Genomic DNA, 16,660 nt, shown 5'->3' with positions numbered 1-16,660 from the left:
TAAGGCATACCATTTTTTAAAATTTATATCTTTTTAATCTTAAACTGTTTAAAACAACACTTACTGAGCTAAAACTCATAGTAAATCCAGCTAACATTGGATTTAAATAGCCAAATGCTGCAAATGGAATTGCAATAACATTATAGAAAAATGCCCAGAATAAATTTTGCTTTATAACTTTTAAAGTTTGTTCACTAATATTAATTGAATTTAAAAGTGTACTTAGATTTCCATTCATCAAAGTAATATCTGAAGTTTCCATAGCTATATCAGTTCCAGTTCCCATTGCAAAACTAATATCTGCACTTGCAAGAGCAGGTGCATCATTAATTCCATCTCCTACCATTGCAACAACTTTTCCTTGTTTTTGCAATTCAACAACTTTTTGTGATTTTTCATTCGGCATTACTTCATATAGAACATTATTGATACCTAGTTTATTAGCAACTTTTCTAGCTACAACTTCACTATCACCAGTAATCATAAATACATCAATATTCTTTTCTTTTAATTTGTTGATTATTTCATAAGCATTATGTGAAATTTCATCTTCTAATACTACATAACCAGCAAATTTATTTCCTATTGAAATAAAGATAGTCAACAATTCATTTTCTATATTTATTTCTAATTGTCCTATTTTTTCTTCAATGTATTTTCTCTTACCTATAAATACTTCTTCACCATTATAAGTAGCTTGAATACCCATTCCTGCAATAACTTTTAAATCTGAAACATCTAATTCTTTAACATTTTTTTCGTTACAATAACTTACTATTGATTTTGCTATTGGATGATCAGTATTTTTTTCTAGAGAACATATTACACTTAGAAATTCATCTTCTGATAAATTAGTATTATTTTTTATTTCAACAACTTTTAACTTTCCAGTAGTTAGTGTTCCGGTCTTATCAAAAATAATACTATCCATTTTATGAATTTTTTCTAAAACTTCTCCACTCTTTATTAAAATACCATTTTGTGCCGCAACCCCTGTTCCTGCCATGATTGCAGTTGGTGTTGCTAAACCAAGTGAACATGGACAAGCTATAACCATTACCGCACAACTATTTAATAAACTTGTAGTAAAATCTTTTGTAATAATATATGTTATTACAAGTGTGGCGAATGAAGATAAGATTACCCCAGGCACAAAATAACTTGAAATTTTATCTGCAAGTCTTTGTACTGGAGCTTTTTTTGTTTGAGCATTTTGTACTAAATCAAGAATCTTAGATAGCACTGAATTTTCAACAGTACTCTTTACTTCGATTTTTAAAATACCTTCAATATTATTTGTTGCTCCTATTACAGAATCACCAATACTCTTCTCAACTGGAACAGATTCTCCTGTAATCATAGCTTGATTTACAGAACTGTTACCTGAAATAATTAGCCCATCTACTGGAATTTTTTCATAAGGTTTAACTAGAACAATATCTCCAATTTTTACATCTTCAATATTCTTTTTTACTTCTTTATCTCCTTCAATAACAATTGCATAATCAGCTTTTAAATCCATCAATTTCATAATGGCTCCAAAAGTATTTGACTTTGCATTTGTTTCAAAATATTTACCTAGTAAAATTAAAGTTATAATCATTGCTGAACTATCGAAATAAACATCAACACTACCGATTAAAACTTTATATACTGAATAAAAATAAGCCATTGAAGTACCAAAAGCAATTAATACATCCATATTAGTACTTTTGTTTTTTAAATTTTTGTAAGCACTTATATAATATCTTTTCCCTACATAAAATTGAACAACACTTGCAAATGCCCATTGAATATAACCATTAAGCATAAACTTATGCATATGAAACATATGGAAAAACATTGAAACCATAAGCGGAACACTAAATACTAAAGATATAATTAAATCTTTTCTTAAATTTTTAATTTCATCTTCATAAATATTTTGTTTTTCTGCTTTTTCTTTTTTAACAGAAATTTTATATTTTTCTAAAACAGAATTTATTTCTTCAACTGAAACTACATCTTTTAAATATTCAATTTTTAAAATATTATCTTCATCTTTAACAAGAACTGTATCTTTTTCTTTAAGTTCAGAAACTATTTTCTCTATATCTTCTGCTTTAATACTGCTCTTTTCTATAATTAGTTCATCTCTTTTCGGCTTATATCCAAGTCTTTTTATAACCCCAATTAGACCCTCAACCTTTGCATCATCTGCAACTGAAATTGTAACAGTTTTACTCATAAGATTTACTGATACATCTTCTACAACATTTAACTTTGCAAGACCTTTTTCAACTTTCATTGCACACGCTTGACAAGACATTCCATCTACAAAAATATTAATTTTTTTGCTCATTCAAATCGCCCCCTAACGACATTTTTGAAATTAAAAGTTCTAATAACAAATCAATATCTCTATTTTTACTTTTTAAATCTGCTTCTACTGAATAAGCAAGATCTATAAAATAGCATAGAGATTTCAAAGAAAAATTATCACAAACAGAATATAATTTTTTACATTCATAATTTGAAATTTTTAATTCTTTTGAGATAAAATCAATATGCTTTTGTTTTTGTTTCAAAACTTTCACTCCCAAAAGATTTCTTATGTATCTAACAATCATATAAAATGTAGAAAAGGAGTCCTCTCCAGACTTCTTTAATTCAACTAAAACTTTAATTGAATTTTTATAATCTTTTTTAGAAACTGTGTCTAATAATTTAAAAATGCTATTTTCAAATTTATCTACTAAAATTTCATCAACATCTTTAAAATCTAGAATATCTTTAGAAAAAGAGTTAAGAAGTTTATTAACTTCATTTTCTACATCATAGAGATTCTTTTCTCTACTACTATCCAAATACCCAATTCTATCAATTATATACATCAAAACATTATTTTTTATTTCAATATTTTTTTGAACAAATCTCTTTTTAATAAATTTAAAAAGTTCATTTTCATTAAATCTAATAAGCTCAATATTATGTCCTAAAATAGAAATTTGTTTGTAAAATTTACCACGAAAAGCCAAGCTTCCCTTCATTACAAATAGAAGAACTGTAGTATTTGGTATCTTATCAATATAATCATACATCTCTTCAAAAAAGTTTTTGTATGTAGAAATTCCATTTTTCGATAGATTCACATCATTTACTATTATAAGTCTTTTATTGCTAAAAAAAGGAGCTGTTTCACAATCCATTTTTAGTTTTTGTAAATCAACTTTAGAAAAATCGTACTCAATATAATTCATATCAAAAAAATCTTTTGATACTACTTTCTCTTTAAACAAATCTACAAATCTATCTATTAAAAATATTTCTTCACCACTTAATACATATATACCATTAAGCTCTCCATTTTCAAGCAATTTCATAGCTTGTATGTAATTCATAGTTCCTCCTTAATAAAACATAAATCTATTAATAAATCATTTCTTGTTATAAATAAAACAACAAATGCTAATAAGTAAATAATACAATTAAAAATATCCATAAAATAGAAATCTAAAAATACTAATAAATTATCATCAATATCTCTAAATCCAATAATTTTTTCTTCAAACCTATTTATTCTCAATATTATATTTCCCTGTAAGTCTGTTCTATAAACAGTACTTCCTACAGATTTTATTCTCTCAAGCGCATCTTTATGCGGATGATTATATCTATTTTTATAACCACAGGAAATAATAGAAGTTTTTGGACTTGAAGCTAATAAAAAATCCTTCGTACTAGAATTTTTACTACCATGATGTGCTACCTTTAAATAATCACAATCTATATCATTTTTTACAAGTTGATTTTCAGTAAATGATCCAATATCTCCAGTAAAAAGAATTTTCTTACCATTTGTAGTTACTCTAACTAATATACATCTTTCATTTTCCTCCAGAGCATCCTTACCTTTAATTATTTCCAAATCTATATCTTTTGAATTTATAATTAAATTAGTTTCTACATTATAAATATTTTTAGCTTTAACTTCTCCATATTTTTTTAAGAAATCTTCATATCCGTTTTTTCTAAAAAATAAGTTTTTAATCTCCACTTCTTTAGATAAATTACTTAAATTTTTACAATGGTCTGCATCTAAATGTGAAATAAATACAAAATCAAGTTTCTTCACTCCACTTTTTTGTAAATATGGAATCAATACAGATTTGTCATTATCCACTTTACCAAAAGTAATTCCTCCTGTATCTATAAGAACAGAGCTTTGATTTCCTCTTATTAAGCAAGCATCACCTTGACCGATATCTATAAAATTTATCACTACTTCATTTTTATAAATATAATAAATATTCGTAAAAGTAAAAACTAGCATAATTGATATAATAAAAAATTTAAATCCGTCTATTGTTAGATACTTTATATCTCGTCTTTTAAAATAAATTAGTATTAACAAATATGTAAAAACCAAAAATACAAAATTATAATTATAAAAAGTAAAATTGACACTAATTTCTTTTAAAAATCCAACATTTAATCTTATTAAATTTAAAAAATTATTTACAAAAAATCCAAGTAATAATGAAAGTTTTAGACTTATAATCCCAAAAATTAATATAAAAAAAGATATTACTATGCATATCACAAAAATTGGTGTTAGTACTAAATTACTAATAAATAACATTAATGAGATTTTACCAAAAACATAAAGTATAATCGGTAAAATTGCAATTAATACTGATATGGTAAGTTTAAAAGACTTACTAACCAATCCATCTCTATTTTTTGAAAAATAAGGTAAAATTTTTATAATTCCAAAAACTGAAAATGCACTTAAATATAAACCTATATCAAAAATCATATATGGATTTATCAATAAAATAACAAAAATAGTCAATAATAAATCATTTAATTTATCTTTAACTTTACCACAAAGAGATGAAAAAATAGATATAAATAAAAATATTTCAGCCCTTAAAACACTTGCGGGATTACCTATTAAACAGGCATATAAAAATATAAAAAGTAATGCTACTATTTCTCTAAAAATTCTTCTTATTGGTAAAATAACTAAAATTCTAGTCAATATTAAATAAATAATCCCAATATGTAAACCACTTACGGCTAAAATATGAGAAAGTCCTACCTCTCTAATATCATTTTCAAAATCTGTATCATAACTATTAGCTAGAAAAATCCTCTTCATTATATTAGAATTTTCGGAAGATAAAGTTTTATCAAATATATTCTCTACATACAAATTAAAATAGCTTTTTAGACTTTTATGTTCTCCAATAACTTTTACTTCATCAGAAAAAATATCTGAAAAGATATTTTTCTTTAAATTATATCTTTTATAATTAAAAAGTCTTGGATTCCCATTAGATCTTATTTCTTTAAGTTTTCCATTTACTCTTATTATATCTCCAATTTTGAGTTCTATATTACTTGTAAAAAGTAAAATTTTCTCATTTTTTTCAATTTTATCTATAGTTTTTAATTTGACTTCATATTTGTATCCATCGCCATCAGAACGAATTGTAGAACTTAGTACTTCTCCTGTTAAAGTAATTTTTTTGTCAAAAAACTCACTTAAATCACTATTTTTTTCAGAACGAAAACTAACTAAAAATCCTATCGAAAACATCAAAAAAAATAATTTTAATCTGTTGAATTTAAAAATATGCAAAATTATTCCAATAAAAACAACAATCAAAAAAATATATATTTTTGTAAAATGTTCAATTTTTAAAAAATAACAAAATAAAATTCCACATATTAAGGAAATTAGATAAAAAATTATATTTCTTTTCATACTTCCTCCAAATACAAAGGCATTAAACTATTTATAAAAATATTATATCATATTTCAAATAAAAAAAGCAGTAATATATAATTACTACTTTTTTGATTTTTTATTAGTCTCCAATGTATTTAATATAAACTTGACAAGGATTCCATTCATCCCATAGAGTTGGAAAACACTCCAATTCCTTATATCCAACAGATTTATAGAAATTATTTGTTATATCATATTCCTTATAATGTCCACTCTGAACTGTTTTGACCTGAGTATAAGTATAACCAAGTTTTTTTGCCAATTCTTCATAAGCATCATTTAGCTTTGTTCCTATTCCCATTCTATGATAGTTTTTCTTGATTCCCATAACAAAAATATCTGCACAATCTCTACTTGTAGAATTCAACACCACAAAACCTACTGCATCATTATCCAGAAAACATGCGATAAATGGTTTATCTTTTGAATCTCTAATATATTCTTCTGTACTCTCTGGCATTCCAAACCATTCAGGAAGATCATTTAGTATGTCTCTTGATATACTTTCCTTCAAAATGGTATCAAATATTTCTTTAATAATAAATTCTTTCAAATTATAATCTCCAATAAATCTATTGTTTAATCAATATATTTTATATTCCCACTTGCTGATTTTTTAAGTCTATTCATTATTGAAAATCCGAGTCCATCTTCATTACAACCCTCTACAATTATCAAATCAACATTTTTACTATCAAATATTCTAAGACCTTTAAATAATATTTTTGACATCTCTTTTAAATCAGAAACTGAACCTAGTGATAATATATTTTCATTTTCTATATCTAAACTAGTTTCGTCAAACTTAAATATTCCAATTTTTAAGTCTTTATTTTCTCTTAATATTTTTTCAATTTCTTTTGATGATTTTATTCTATCTATAGTTGAAATTACAATTACCTTTGCTTTAGGTGCATAATGTTTATACTTTTGTCCTGGTGATTTTGGAATTGTATTTTCTGAAACAATTGCATCATCAATTAAGATTTCATCCTCATATTTTAGAAAATCTTCTCTTGTATATAATCCTGGCCTTAAAATTGTATACGGTTTTTTAGTCAAGTCTAATACTGTAGATTCTATTCCAATATTACAAAGCCCACCATCTAAAATTACAGAAATTTTCCCATTCATATCAGTAAAAACATCTTCCGCAGTTGTTGGTGATGGCTTACCTGAAATATTTGCAGACGGCGCAGCTATTGGAACTCCACACTCTTTTATAAAGTCTATAGCAATCTCATGCTTAGGCATTCTTATTGCAACTGTATCAAGACCACAACTAACAGCTTCAGGAATAATATCTTTCTTTTTCATAACAACTGTTAATGGTCCTGGCCAAAAATAATTTAAAAATTCTTTTATATCATCATTTAATTCACAAACCAATTCATTCATCATTTCATAATCTGAAATATGTAAAATTAATGGATTGTCTTGAGGCCTGTTCTTTGCCTTAAATATTTTTGAAACTGCAATATCTGATAGTCCATTTGCACCCAAACCATATACAGTTTCAGTTGGGATTGCAACAATTTCATCATTTAATATTAATTTTGCAGATTTTTCAATATTTTCTTTTGTCGGTTTTAATATTTCAGTCATAAATTATTTTTCAATTCCCAAAGATTTTTTTGCTAAATGGTCAGCAAGGTCATTGTATTTTTCATTTGAATGAGCCTTAACCTTTACAAATAAAATCTCTATTTCCTTTCTAAACTCTTTTATCTTATCTCTATATCCTATTGTTAGAGGCAAATTACACTTCCACTCACCATTTGCCCAAGATGAAATACCTTGATAATCATAAAAAATAGTTATTCTTTTCTTTTTAAGTTTAATAGCCTCACTTATAGCTCTAATTGCTCCAAAGAGCTCCCCTGTTACATTCCTACTTTTCGCAACCTCAGGATCTTCTCCTTTTCCAAAAAGCTCTATAACTTCATCTTTTAATATAAGAACAACACCATAGCCATATTCTAAAGAATCTTTTTTATAAGAACCGTCAACATAGGCTATGATTTCATCCTCTTCTATTTCATCAATATCTAAAATTTTTGTTTCATTTTTTTCATTTCCATTTTCCAAAAACTCTTTAGCTTCTTCAAATGATGGAAATGATTTGTAAATAGCTCCTGAAAAGCCAGCAACTTGTTTCTTGCAGTCATCCCAGTTATTAAATATACCTACAGATTTACCAACCTTGACTGCATAATACTTTTTAGCCAAAAACAAATCCCCCTATTTCTTTTTCCAAGTTGTTGATGAAAACAACACTAAAATTGGGAATATTTCAAGTCTTCCCGCAAGCATTGCAAAAGATAAGACAATTTTATTAAAATCAGTAAGACTTGCAAAGCTTCCAGTTGGTCCAACAACTCCCAGTCCTGGACCTATATTATTAAATGTTGCCATTACCGCTGAAAAAGCAGTTAAAAAGTCTGGAGCAGTAAATGATATTAGAATTGTAAAAATGATTATTAAGAACATATAAATTACAAAATAACTCTTTACCTCTTCTAAAACATCATTTCCTACTAGTTTATTATCAATCTTAACACTTGAAATTCTTTTTGGATTAATAGCCTTTCTAAATTGTAAAATTGAAGACTTAACCAAAATTATAAATCTTGAAATTTTCAAGCCCCCAGCAGTTGAACCTGCACAAGCACCTGTAAACATCAAAAATAGTAATATTGCATGAGAAAAAGTTGGCCATTTTCCAAAGTCCACCGTTGCGTAACCGGTAGTAGAAATTATTGAAGAAACAGTAAAGAATATATCCTTAACAGCTGTTAAATAAGAAGTGTAATTTTCTCTTATGTTAAAGAATATTAGTACAACACTTCCAAATACTATTAATAAATACCATCTTAATTCTTCACTCTTTAGACCTTCTCTAGCTTTTCCTATTAGTATTACATAGAACAAGTTGAAATTTATCCCAAAAATAATCATAGCTATTGCTAAAATCATCTCAACTGTAGGACTATTATAATACGCTATTGAATTAGCTTTAATTCCAAAACCACCTGTTCCAGCCGCTCCAAAAGCATGAACAAATGAATCAAAGATAGGATGTCCTACTAATATCAATACTATTATTAAAATTGCAGTCATTGCAAAATAAATTTTATATAAAAGTCTTGCTGTATAACTCATTTTAGCAACTATCTTACCAAAAATTGGTCCTGGTACTTCTGCTTTCATTATATGTGAATTTCTATTTGAACGCGGTAAAATTGCAAGTGCAAAAACTAAAATTCCCATACCACCAATTAAATGTGTAAAACTTCTCCAGAAAAGCATTGAATGAGTAAGTGCCTCAACATCTGGTATTATACTTGCTCCAGTAGTTGTAAATCCACTTGAAGTTTCAAAAAATGCATCTATAAAGCTTGGAATTGAACCTGAAAATACGAAAGGCAAGGCTCCAAAAGCTGATAATAATATCCAAGAAATAGAAACTATTATAAAGCCTTCTTTTTCGTAAAACTCTCCATTTGAATCAGATTTATATCCTAAAACAAATCCACTTAATAGTAGCAAAAATATTGTTGCTAAAAAGCTTAAAATATTTATCGAATCTTCTTTATATATCAGAGAAACTATTATAGGTAAAAGTAAAAAACCTGCCTCGATATATAAAATTTTACTTAAAATATATCTTATAATTTTATTATTCATAATCCACCTATACTAAGATACTATCTATATTTTGTATCACACTAGCCTTTGAAATAACTATTACAGTATCTCCAACTAATATAGAATCTTCTCCAGTTGGGAAAATTAAACTATTATCTCTAATTATATAAGCAACAAGTACATTTTCTTTTATATCTAAATCTTTTAAAGGTGTTCCTATTGCCTTTGATGTTTTATTTACTTTTATTTCTACTGCTTCAACATTGTTTGATAATCTGTGTAAAGTTTCTATATTAGAACCTTCACTATTTATAATTGATCTTACAACACTAATAATAATGTCTGAAACCAATCTTTTAGGTGTAACAAATGTGAAATTTTCTTTTGGAGGAATTATATTTAAAAGTGAAATTCTACTAACTTTTGCTATTGATTTTTTTACATTTAATTTTTCAGCAAACATTCCTAACATAATATTTTCTTCATCAATACCAGTTAATGCAACACAAGCATCATAGTTCTTTAATCCTTCTTCATCTATGACATCTGAATCAGAACCATCTGCACATATAACTTTAACTTTTGAAGGGAATTTTTCACTAAATGAAGTAGCTATATCTCTATTAACTTCTACTAACTTAACTTTTATATTTTCCTTAATTAAATTGGAAATTAAGTAATAAGAAATTCTACTACCTCCTATAATAAAGACAGATTCTATTTTTTTATCTCCAACTTTTAATAAATTATAGAATTTATAAACGTACTCATCTATCCCTGTGAAATGAACTCTATCTCCTTCTCTGATTACAAACTCTCCAGATGGAATAAAAATTTCACCATGTCTTTCTACGATTCCTATTAATACTTTTATATTAAATTTTTGTTGTAGTTCCTTTATTTTAACATCTTTTAAAGGATTATTTTCTCCAACAGTGATTCCAATAAGTTTTACTCTACCATCAACAAAAGTTTCAACTGAATGTGCTGATGGATACTTTAATCCTCTTGAAATTTCTCTAGCAGCAACAAATTCAGGATTGATAACTAAGTCAATGCCCAAAGCATCCTTAACGAAATCATATTTTGCATAATATTCAGGATTTCTAACACGTGCAATAGTATATTTTGCTCCCATATTTTTTGCAAAAATACAAGATATAATATTAACTTCGTCGCTTTCTGTTACAGAAATAAATACCTCACATTCATTTACTCCTGCCTCTTCTAATACATCATAGTTAGTTCCACTACCAGAAATCCCCATAATATCATATTTAGATAACATTTCGTTTAATATATCTTGTTTTTTTTCTATTAAAATAATATCATTATCTTCTGTATTCAAATCTGTAAATAAATACTCTCCAACCTTACCGGCTCCAACAATTATAATTTTCATAAAAAACCTCCATTTCATAGTATATCATATTTTTAGAAAACTTCAATAGAAAATAATAATTAAAGAAAATCATCATTTTATTGATATTCATTATTAAAGTTTTAATAAAATTCCTGTGGGTAAATTATAAATGAAAAACAATTTCGTTTTTATAAAATTGAAAATTTTAGGAGGAATTAAAATGGCATTTGAATTAGTAAAATTAAACTATGCATATGATGCATTAGAACCTGTAATTGATAAGGAAACTATGGAAATTCACCATAGCAAACATCATCAAGCTTATGTAAACAATTTAAACAACTTAATTAAAGATACAATTTTTGAAGAAGCTTCTCTAGAAGAAATCTTAACTCATCTAGATCATGCTCCAGAAGATAAGAAAGCTGGAATTACAAATAATGTAGGTGGAGTTTACAATCATAACTTATTCTGGGAAAGCATGACTCCAGGTGGAGCAAAAGAACCAGTTGGTGAAGTTGCTAAGAAAATCGCTGAAAAATATGGAGATTTCGAAACTTTCAAAGAAGAATTCAACAAAAAAGGTGCTGGACAATTTGGTTCAGGTTGGGTATGGCTTGTTTCTGATAAAGAAGGAAATATTGATGTAGTTGCAACTCCTAACCAAAACTGTCCTATCTCATGTGGTAAAGTTGTTTTATTAGGAAATGACGTTTGGGAACACGCTTACTATTTAAAATATCAAAATAGAAGAGCTGATTACCTAAAAGAATGGTGGAAAGTTGTTAACTGGGATGTAGTTGAAGCAAGATACCAAAAAAGAAATCCTGAATCTTGTGGCTGTGGCTGCGGATGTGGATGCTAATTAAAAATATTAAGAGATTTCAAACGAAATCTCTTTTTTTTATGCAAAAACCGACTTATTTCTAAGTCGGTTAAATTTTACAAATTTTCTATCCAATTTTTAATTACATCATCACTATCTTTTAAGTCAAATCTTTTACCCTCTTTTAGGATAGAATCCTTACAAGAAAATTTTAATTCTTCGTTTGTATTTCCCATTAAGCTTTGTCCAGAAGTTGCAAAAGGGATAATAGTTTTACCTTTTAAATCATAGCTTTCTAAAAATGTATTTATAATAGTAGGAGCAACATACCACCAAATTGGAAATCCAACATATATAGTATCATATTCTCCCATATTAACAACCTTATTAGCTATTTTAGGCCTAAAAGATTTGTTCTTCATTTCGATACTGCTACGACTATTTTCATTCATCCAGTTTAAATCTTCTTCTGTATAAACATCTTTAGGTTGTATTTCATATAAATCAGCACCAACAACTTTTGAGATTCTCTCAGCAAGTTTCTTTGTTACTCCACTCGCACTGAAATACGCAACTAATTTTTTATCCATAACATGTACCTCCGATATTCTATTTTTCTAATAATTCTTTTATATCTTTTACAATTTGTTTCTTTGAAATTCCATTTTCTATAAGGAATTTTTTAGCAACAAATCTATCTGGAAAACTCTTTTTAATTCCATAATTTTTAACTTTAATATCAGATGTTCCATAGAATCTTGAAACTTTTTCTCCAAAACCACCATCTAAAACACTATCTTCCAGAGTTATAACTAATTTATGGTCTTCTTTTAATTTTTCAAGTAATTCTTCATCTAAACCAGTAATATATACTGGATTAATTAAAGTTACATCTCCTAAATCATCAGCTATTTCTTTTCCTAAATTATAGAAATTACTTAGAGCTATAATAGCAACATCTTTACCTTTTTTTATTACTTTAGATTTGTTTAAAATTGAGTAATCTGTTAAATCTTCTCCACCAGTAGTTACAACATCAACTACTGGAACTCTTATTGCCACAGGATGTTCTGTTTGATTCAAACCCCAATCTAACATCCTAAAATATTCTTCTTTGTTTGTAGGTGCAAGATATACTAAATTTGGAATATTTGAAATCATCGGTATATCAAAAATACCTAAATGTGTTGCATCACTTTCCTCATATACAGATGCCCCATAAACCAATATTAGTGCTGGATTATTATTTAAACATAAATCATGAGAAAGTTGATCATATGTTCTTTGCATAAATGTACTATATACACAAAAAACTGGTTTCCCACCATTCTTTGCAAGTCCTGATGACATTGCAACTGCATGTTCCTCTGCAATACCAACATCTATATATTGTTTGCCCATTTGTTCTCTAACACTTGGAGAAAATCTAAAAGCGCCTGGAGTACCAGCATTTATAACAGCAACAGTTTTATCTTTTTTAATTGCATTTAGTAAATAATCAACTGTCAAAGTCTTGTATGTATCTACAACTTGACCATTTCCAAAAATTTTAAATTCTCCAGTTTCTATATCAAAAGGAGAACCATAATGATATCTCTCTCTGTTAATTTCTGCTGGTTTAAAACCACTACCTTTTATTGTTGAAAGATGTATTACTATTGGCTTATTAATATCTTTAACTGATTTAAATGCTGAAATTAATGCTTCTATATCATTTCCTTCATCAACATAAATATAATTTAGTCCCATTGACTTGAAAAGATTAGCTTCAGTTTTTCCTTTAGACTCTCTTAAATCACGAAGATTTTTATAAAGTCCACCATGATTTTCAGCAATAGATTGATCATTATCATTTATAACTACTATCATATTGCTATTAAGTTCAAAAACATTATTAAGTCCTTCTAACGCTTCTCCACCACTTAATGATCCATCGCCTATTACTGCAATAATATTTTCATTCTCACCTTTTAAATCTCTTGCTTTTGCAAGACCACAAGCAAGACTTATTGATGTGGAAGTATGTCCTATTGTAAAGAAATCATGTTCACTTTCTTTAGGAGAAGTAAAACCACTAACTGAACCGTATTTATCAGCTTCCATAAAAGCTTCTTTTCTTCCAGTTAACATTTTGTGAACATAAGTTTGATGTGAAACATCAAAAACTATCTTATCTTTTGGAGAATCAAAAACATAATGAAGTGCTACTGTAAATTCTAATGATCCAAGATTTGGTCCAATATGTCCTCCCTTTTTACTAAGTCTTTCTAATAAATGAGTTCTTAGTTCAACAACAAATTCTTTTAATTCATCAATAGATAATTTTTTTATATCTGCTGGTGAATTTATTTTTTCTAAGTACATAAAAATCTCCTCCTAATATGTATTTTTTATTTAAGTTTTTATCAAACCTTATTTTCATTTATACCCTAAATAATCAAGATAAATTAAAATCTATTGTTTAAAAATTTTTAATTTGTGTTAAAATATAAATATAATTTAATTTGAGGTGAAATAATGAAAATTGCTTATATATTTTTTAATGGAAAGCTATTAGGAGATACTAATTATTATAGAAAATTTTATACGGAAAATAAAGGTGATATATTCTGCGCTGACGGAGGTGCTAATCTATGTTATGAATTAAATTTAATCCCCTTAGAAATTTGGGGAGATTTAGATTCAATAAATAAAGATATATTAGAATATTATACAGAAAAAAGTGTAATTATAAAAAAATTCAATAAGGATAAAGATTTTACAGATTCAGAATTAATAATAAACTATTTAAAAGATAAAAACTATAATAAAATTTATTGTGTTGGTGCTTTTGGTGGTGATATAGATCATGAACTTACAAATATAAATCTAATATACAAATATGAGAATTTATATTTTATAAAAGAAAATGAAATGCTTTTTAAAATAGAAAAAGATTTAGAATTTAAAAATTCTAAAAATACTAAAATTTCATTTATTCCATTTTCAAAAGAAATTATTAATCTTAAATTGCAAGGTTTTAAATATAATGTTGAAAATGTTAATCTAAAAAAAGGAGATTCCCTTTGCATGAGCAATGTGATTATTTCCGATTTAGCAAAAATAAGTTTTGACTCTGGAATTATTCTATGTGTTATAAAATCTTAATTGATATTTATTATTATTGTGTTTACTTTTAAATTTTTTAGGAGTATAATATACTTGTAGCTTTTATAAAAAATGTTACACAATTTATGTTAAACATTATCTTTTGAAAGGAGATTATTATGGCTTGTACTACAATTTTAGTTGGCAAAAATGCCACATTTGATGGATCAACAATGGTTGCTCGTAATGAGGATTCTCCATCAGGTCAATTTTGTGAAAAGAAATTTATAGTTGTTCATCCTAATGAACAACCTGTTAAATATAAATCAGTTTTATCTCATGTTGAAATTGATTTACCTACTAACCCAATGCGTTATACTTGTATGCCAAATGCAGTTGATAACGAAGGAATTTGGGGTGCATGTGGTGTTAATGAGTTAAATATTTCAATGTCTGCAACTGAAACTTTAACATCAAATGAAAGAGTATTAGGAGCAGATCCTCTTGTAGAATATGTTCCAGCTGTTGGAAAAGAAGGAGATGCAGATTATATTCCTGAAAAAGTTGGCGGAATTGGTGAAGAAGATATGGTTACTTTAGTTTTACCATATATTAAATCTGCTCGTGAAGGTGTTTTAAGACTTGGTGAATTATTAGAAAAATATGGAACTTATGAAATGAATGGTATTGCTTTCCAAGATGTTAATGAAATTTGGTGGTTAGAAACTATTGGTGGTCACCATTGGATAGCAAGACGTGTTCCTGATGACTGTTATGTAATTATGCCAAATCAACTTGGTCTTGACTTTTTTGATTTAGAAGATGCCTTTGGAGGACAAAAAGAATATTTATGTTCCTCTGATTTAAAAGAATTTATAAATAGATATCATTTAGATCTTTCTCTAGATGGTGTTTTAAATCCTAGAGATGCTTTTGGTAGTCATTCAGATGCAGATCATACTTATAATACTCCTCGTGCTTGGGTATTACAAAGATATTTCAATCCTCTTACAAACTATTGGGATGGACCTGATGCAGACTATCTTCCTGAATCAGATGATATTCAATGGTGTAGAGTTCCTGAAAAGAAAATAACAGTTGAAGATATTAAATATGCACTTTCTAATCATTTCCAAGGAACTCCATATGATCCATACGGAAAGTTCTCAGATGAAAAAGGTAAATTCAGACCTATCGGTATTAACAGAAATAACTTCTTAGGACTTGTTCAAATTAGACCGGATATGCCAGAAGAAATTAGAAGTATAGAATGGCTTGCTCTTGGTTCAAATGTATTTAATGCTATGATTCCTTTCTATGTGAATATAGATAAAACACCAGAATATTTAGCAAATACAACAGGTGTTCCAACAACTGATGACTTCTATTGGACAAACCGTTTAGTAGCTGCTCTAGCAGATGCTCATTACGCATCATGTAGTTCTCATATTGAACGTTATCAATTGGCAATTCAATCAAAATCTACAGAAATTTTAAACAAATACGACAATGAATTCTTAAGTGGAAAAGTTCAAAAAGATAAAGTTGTTGAATTTTGTGAAAAAGCTAATGAAGAAATTGCAACTGAACTTAGAAAACAAACAATTGATTTACTAAGTAAAGTACTTTATACAGCAAGTTGTGAAATGAAAAATGGTTTTTCAAGATCAGATGCTTAATAATTACAAATAAAAAAGGAGCTTTATTTTGCTCCTTTTTTCTTTTTATTACTTACTTTTTTCTCTTTATTATCATCACTTTTCAATTTTTTAAAATGATCTAAAACACTAAGTGATTTTAGAATTAAAATAGTTACAATTATAATCTTTTTAAAAAGATCTAAATTTAAAAATATTAACATTAAAATACAAATAACAACGATTAATACATTAATTACTACATTTAATTTTCTATAAACAAATAAATTCATAATATCCCCTCATTCATCAGAAATCAAGGA

14 protein-coding genes are annotated in these 16,660 nt (G+C 27.0%); 3 read left to right on the top strand and 11 right to left on the bottom strand.

Annotation, left to right across the window (positions count from 1 at the left end; translation table 11 throughout):
• Positions 1–16: 16 nt before the first annotated feature.
• The 8 genes from LW893_RS01030 to trkA form a co-directional block, all read right to left on the bottom strand.
• Positions 17–2,341, bottom strand: coding sequence for a heavy metal translocating P-type ATPase (locus LW893_RS01030; RefSeq protein WP_233055384.1), 2,325 nt, complete (start codon positions 2,339–2,341; stop codon positions 17–19).
• On the bottom strand, positions 2,325–3,380 hold the full coding sequence (gene holA / locus LW893_RS01025; RefSeq protein WP_233055383.1) for a DNA polymerase III subunit delta: 1,056 nt from the start codon (positions 3,378–3,380) through the stop codon (positions 2,325–2,327). The genes LW893_RS01030 and holA overlap by 17 nt, the downstream gene beginning before the upstream one ends.
• Complete coding sequence (locus tag LW893_RS01020; protein ID WP_233055382.1) at positions 3,377–5,752, bottom strand: DNA internalization-related competence protein ComEC/Rec2; 2,376 nt, start codon at positions 5,750–5,752, stop codon at positions 3,377–3,379. Before LW893_RS01020 ends, holA begins: the two co-directional genes overlap by 4 nt.
• A gap of 103 nt (positions 5,753–5,855) precedes the next feature.
• Complete coding sequence (locus tag LW893_RS01015) at positions 5,856–6,329, bottom strand: GNAT family N-acetyltransferase (RefSeq protein ID WP_233055381.1); 474 nt, start codon at positions 6,327–6,329, stop codon at positions 5,856–5,858.
• 26 nt (positions 6,330–6,355) lie between these two features.
• The gene (locus LW893_RS01010) at positions 6,356–7,381 is read right to left on the bottom strand and encodes an L-threonylcarbamoyladenylate synthase (RefSeq protein ID WP_233055380.1); all 1,026 of its coding nucleotides are present in this window, start codon (positions 7,379–7,381) and stop codon (positions 6,356–6,358) included.
• A gap of 3 nt (positions 7,382–7,384) precedes the next feature.
• Entirely contained in the window at positions 7,385–8,005 is a 621-nt protein-coding gene (locus tag LW893_RS01005) for a viroplasmin family protein (RefSeq protein WP_233055379.1), read from the bottom strand.
• A 12-nt stretch (positions 8,006–8,017) separates the two neighbouring features.
• A complete protein-coding gene (locus tag LW893_RS01000; RefSeq protein WP_233055378.1) occupies positions 8,018–9,463 on the bottom strand; it encodes a TrkH family potassium uptake protein in 1,446 nt (481 codons plus the stop codon).
• 7 nt (positions 9,464–9,470) lie between these two features.
• Entirely contained in the window at positions 9,471–10,826 is a 1,356-nt protein-coding gene (trkA, locus tag LW893_RS00995) for a Trk system potassium transporter TrkA (protein WP_233055377.1), read from the bottom strand.
• Positions 10,827–11,007: 181 nt separating this feature from the next.
• Here trkA and LW893_RS00990 point away from each other — a divergent pair, with 181 nt between their 5' ends.
• Positions 11,008–11,652, top strand: coding sequence for a superoxide dismutase (locus LW893_RS00990; protein WP_233055376.1), 645 nt, complete (start codon positions 11,008–11,010; stop codon positions 11,650–11,652).
• 77 nt (positions 11,653–11,729) lie between these two features.
• On the opposite strand, the gene LW893_RS00985 is transcribed toward LW893_RS00990, so the two are convergent.
• Together LW893_RS00985 and LW893_RS00980 are read right to left on the bottom strand one after the other, a co-directional pair.
• Positions 11,730–12,203 carry a flavodoxin gene (locus tag LW893_RS00985; protein ID WP_233055375.1) on the bottom strand — a complete coding sequence of 158 codons (474 nt, stop codon included), beginning with the start codon at positions 12,201–12,203 and terminating at the stop codon, positions 11,730–11,732.
• A gap of 19 nt (positions 12,204–12,222) precedes the next feature.
• Complete coding sequence (locus tag LW893_RS00980; protein WP_233055374.1) at positions 12,223–13,977, bottom strand: 1-deoxy-D-xylulose-5-phosphate synthase; 1,755 nt, start codon at positions 13,975–13,977, stop codon at positions 12,223–12,225.
• A gap of 153 nt (positions 13,978–14,130) precedes the next feature.
• On the opposite strand from LW893_RS00980, the gene LW893_RS00975 reads away from it, so the two are divergent.
• A complete protein-coding gene (locus tag LW893_RS00975; RefSeq protein WP_233055373.1) occupies positions 14,131–14,760 on the top strand; it encodes a thiamine diphosphokinase in 630 nt (209 codons plus the stop codon).
• A 119-nt stretch (positions 14,761–14,879) separates the two neighbouring features.
• The gene (locus LW893_RS00970) at positions 14,880–16,379 is read left to right on the top strand and encodes a C69 family dipeptidase (protein ID WP_233055372.1); all 1,500 of its coding nucleotides are present in this window, start codon (positions 14,880–14,882) and stop codon (positions 16,377–16,379) included.
• 23 nt (positions 16,380–16,402) lie between these two features.
• On the opposite strand, the gene LW893_RS00965 is transcribed toward LW893_RS00970, so the two are convergent.
• A complete protein-coding gene (locus tag LW893_RS00965) occupies positions 16,403–16,630 on the bottom strand; it encodes a hypothetical protein (protein ID WP_233055371.1) in 228 nt (75 codons plus the stop codon).
• Positions 16,631–16,660 lie beyond the last annotated feature (30 nt).

The organism is Parvimonas micra, assembly GCF_021300775.1.
In the GTDB taxonomy this organism is placed as follows: domain Bacteria; phylum Bacillota; class Clostridia; order Tissierellales; family Peptoniphilaceae; genus Parvimonas.
This window is presented reverse-complemented; position numbering and strand designations above follow the sequence as displayed.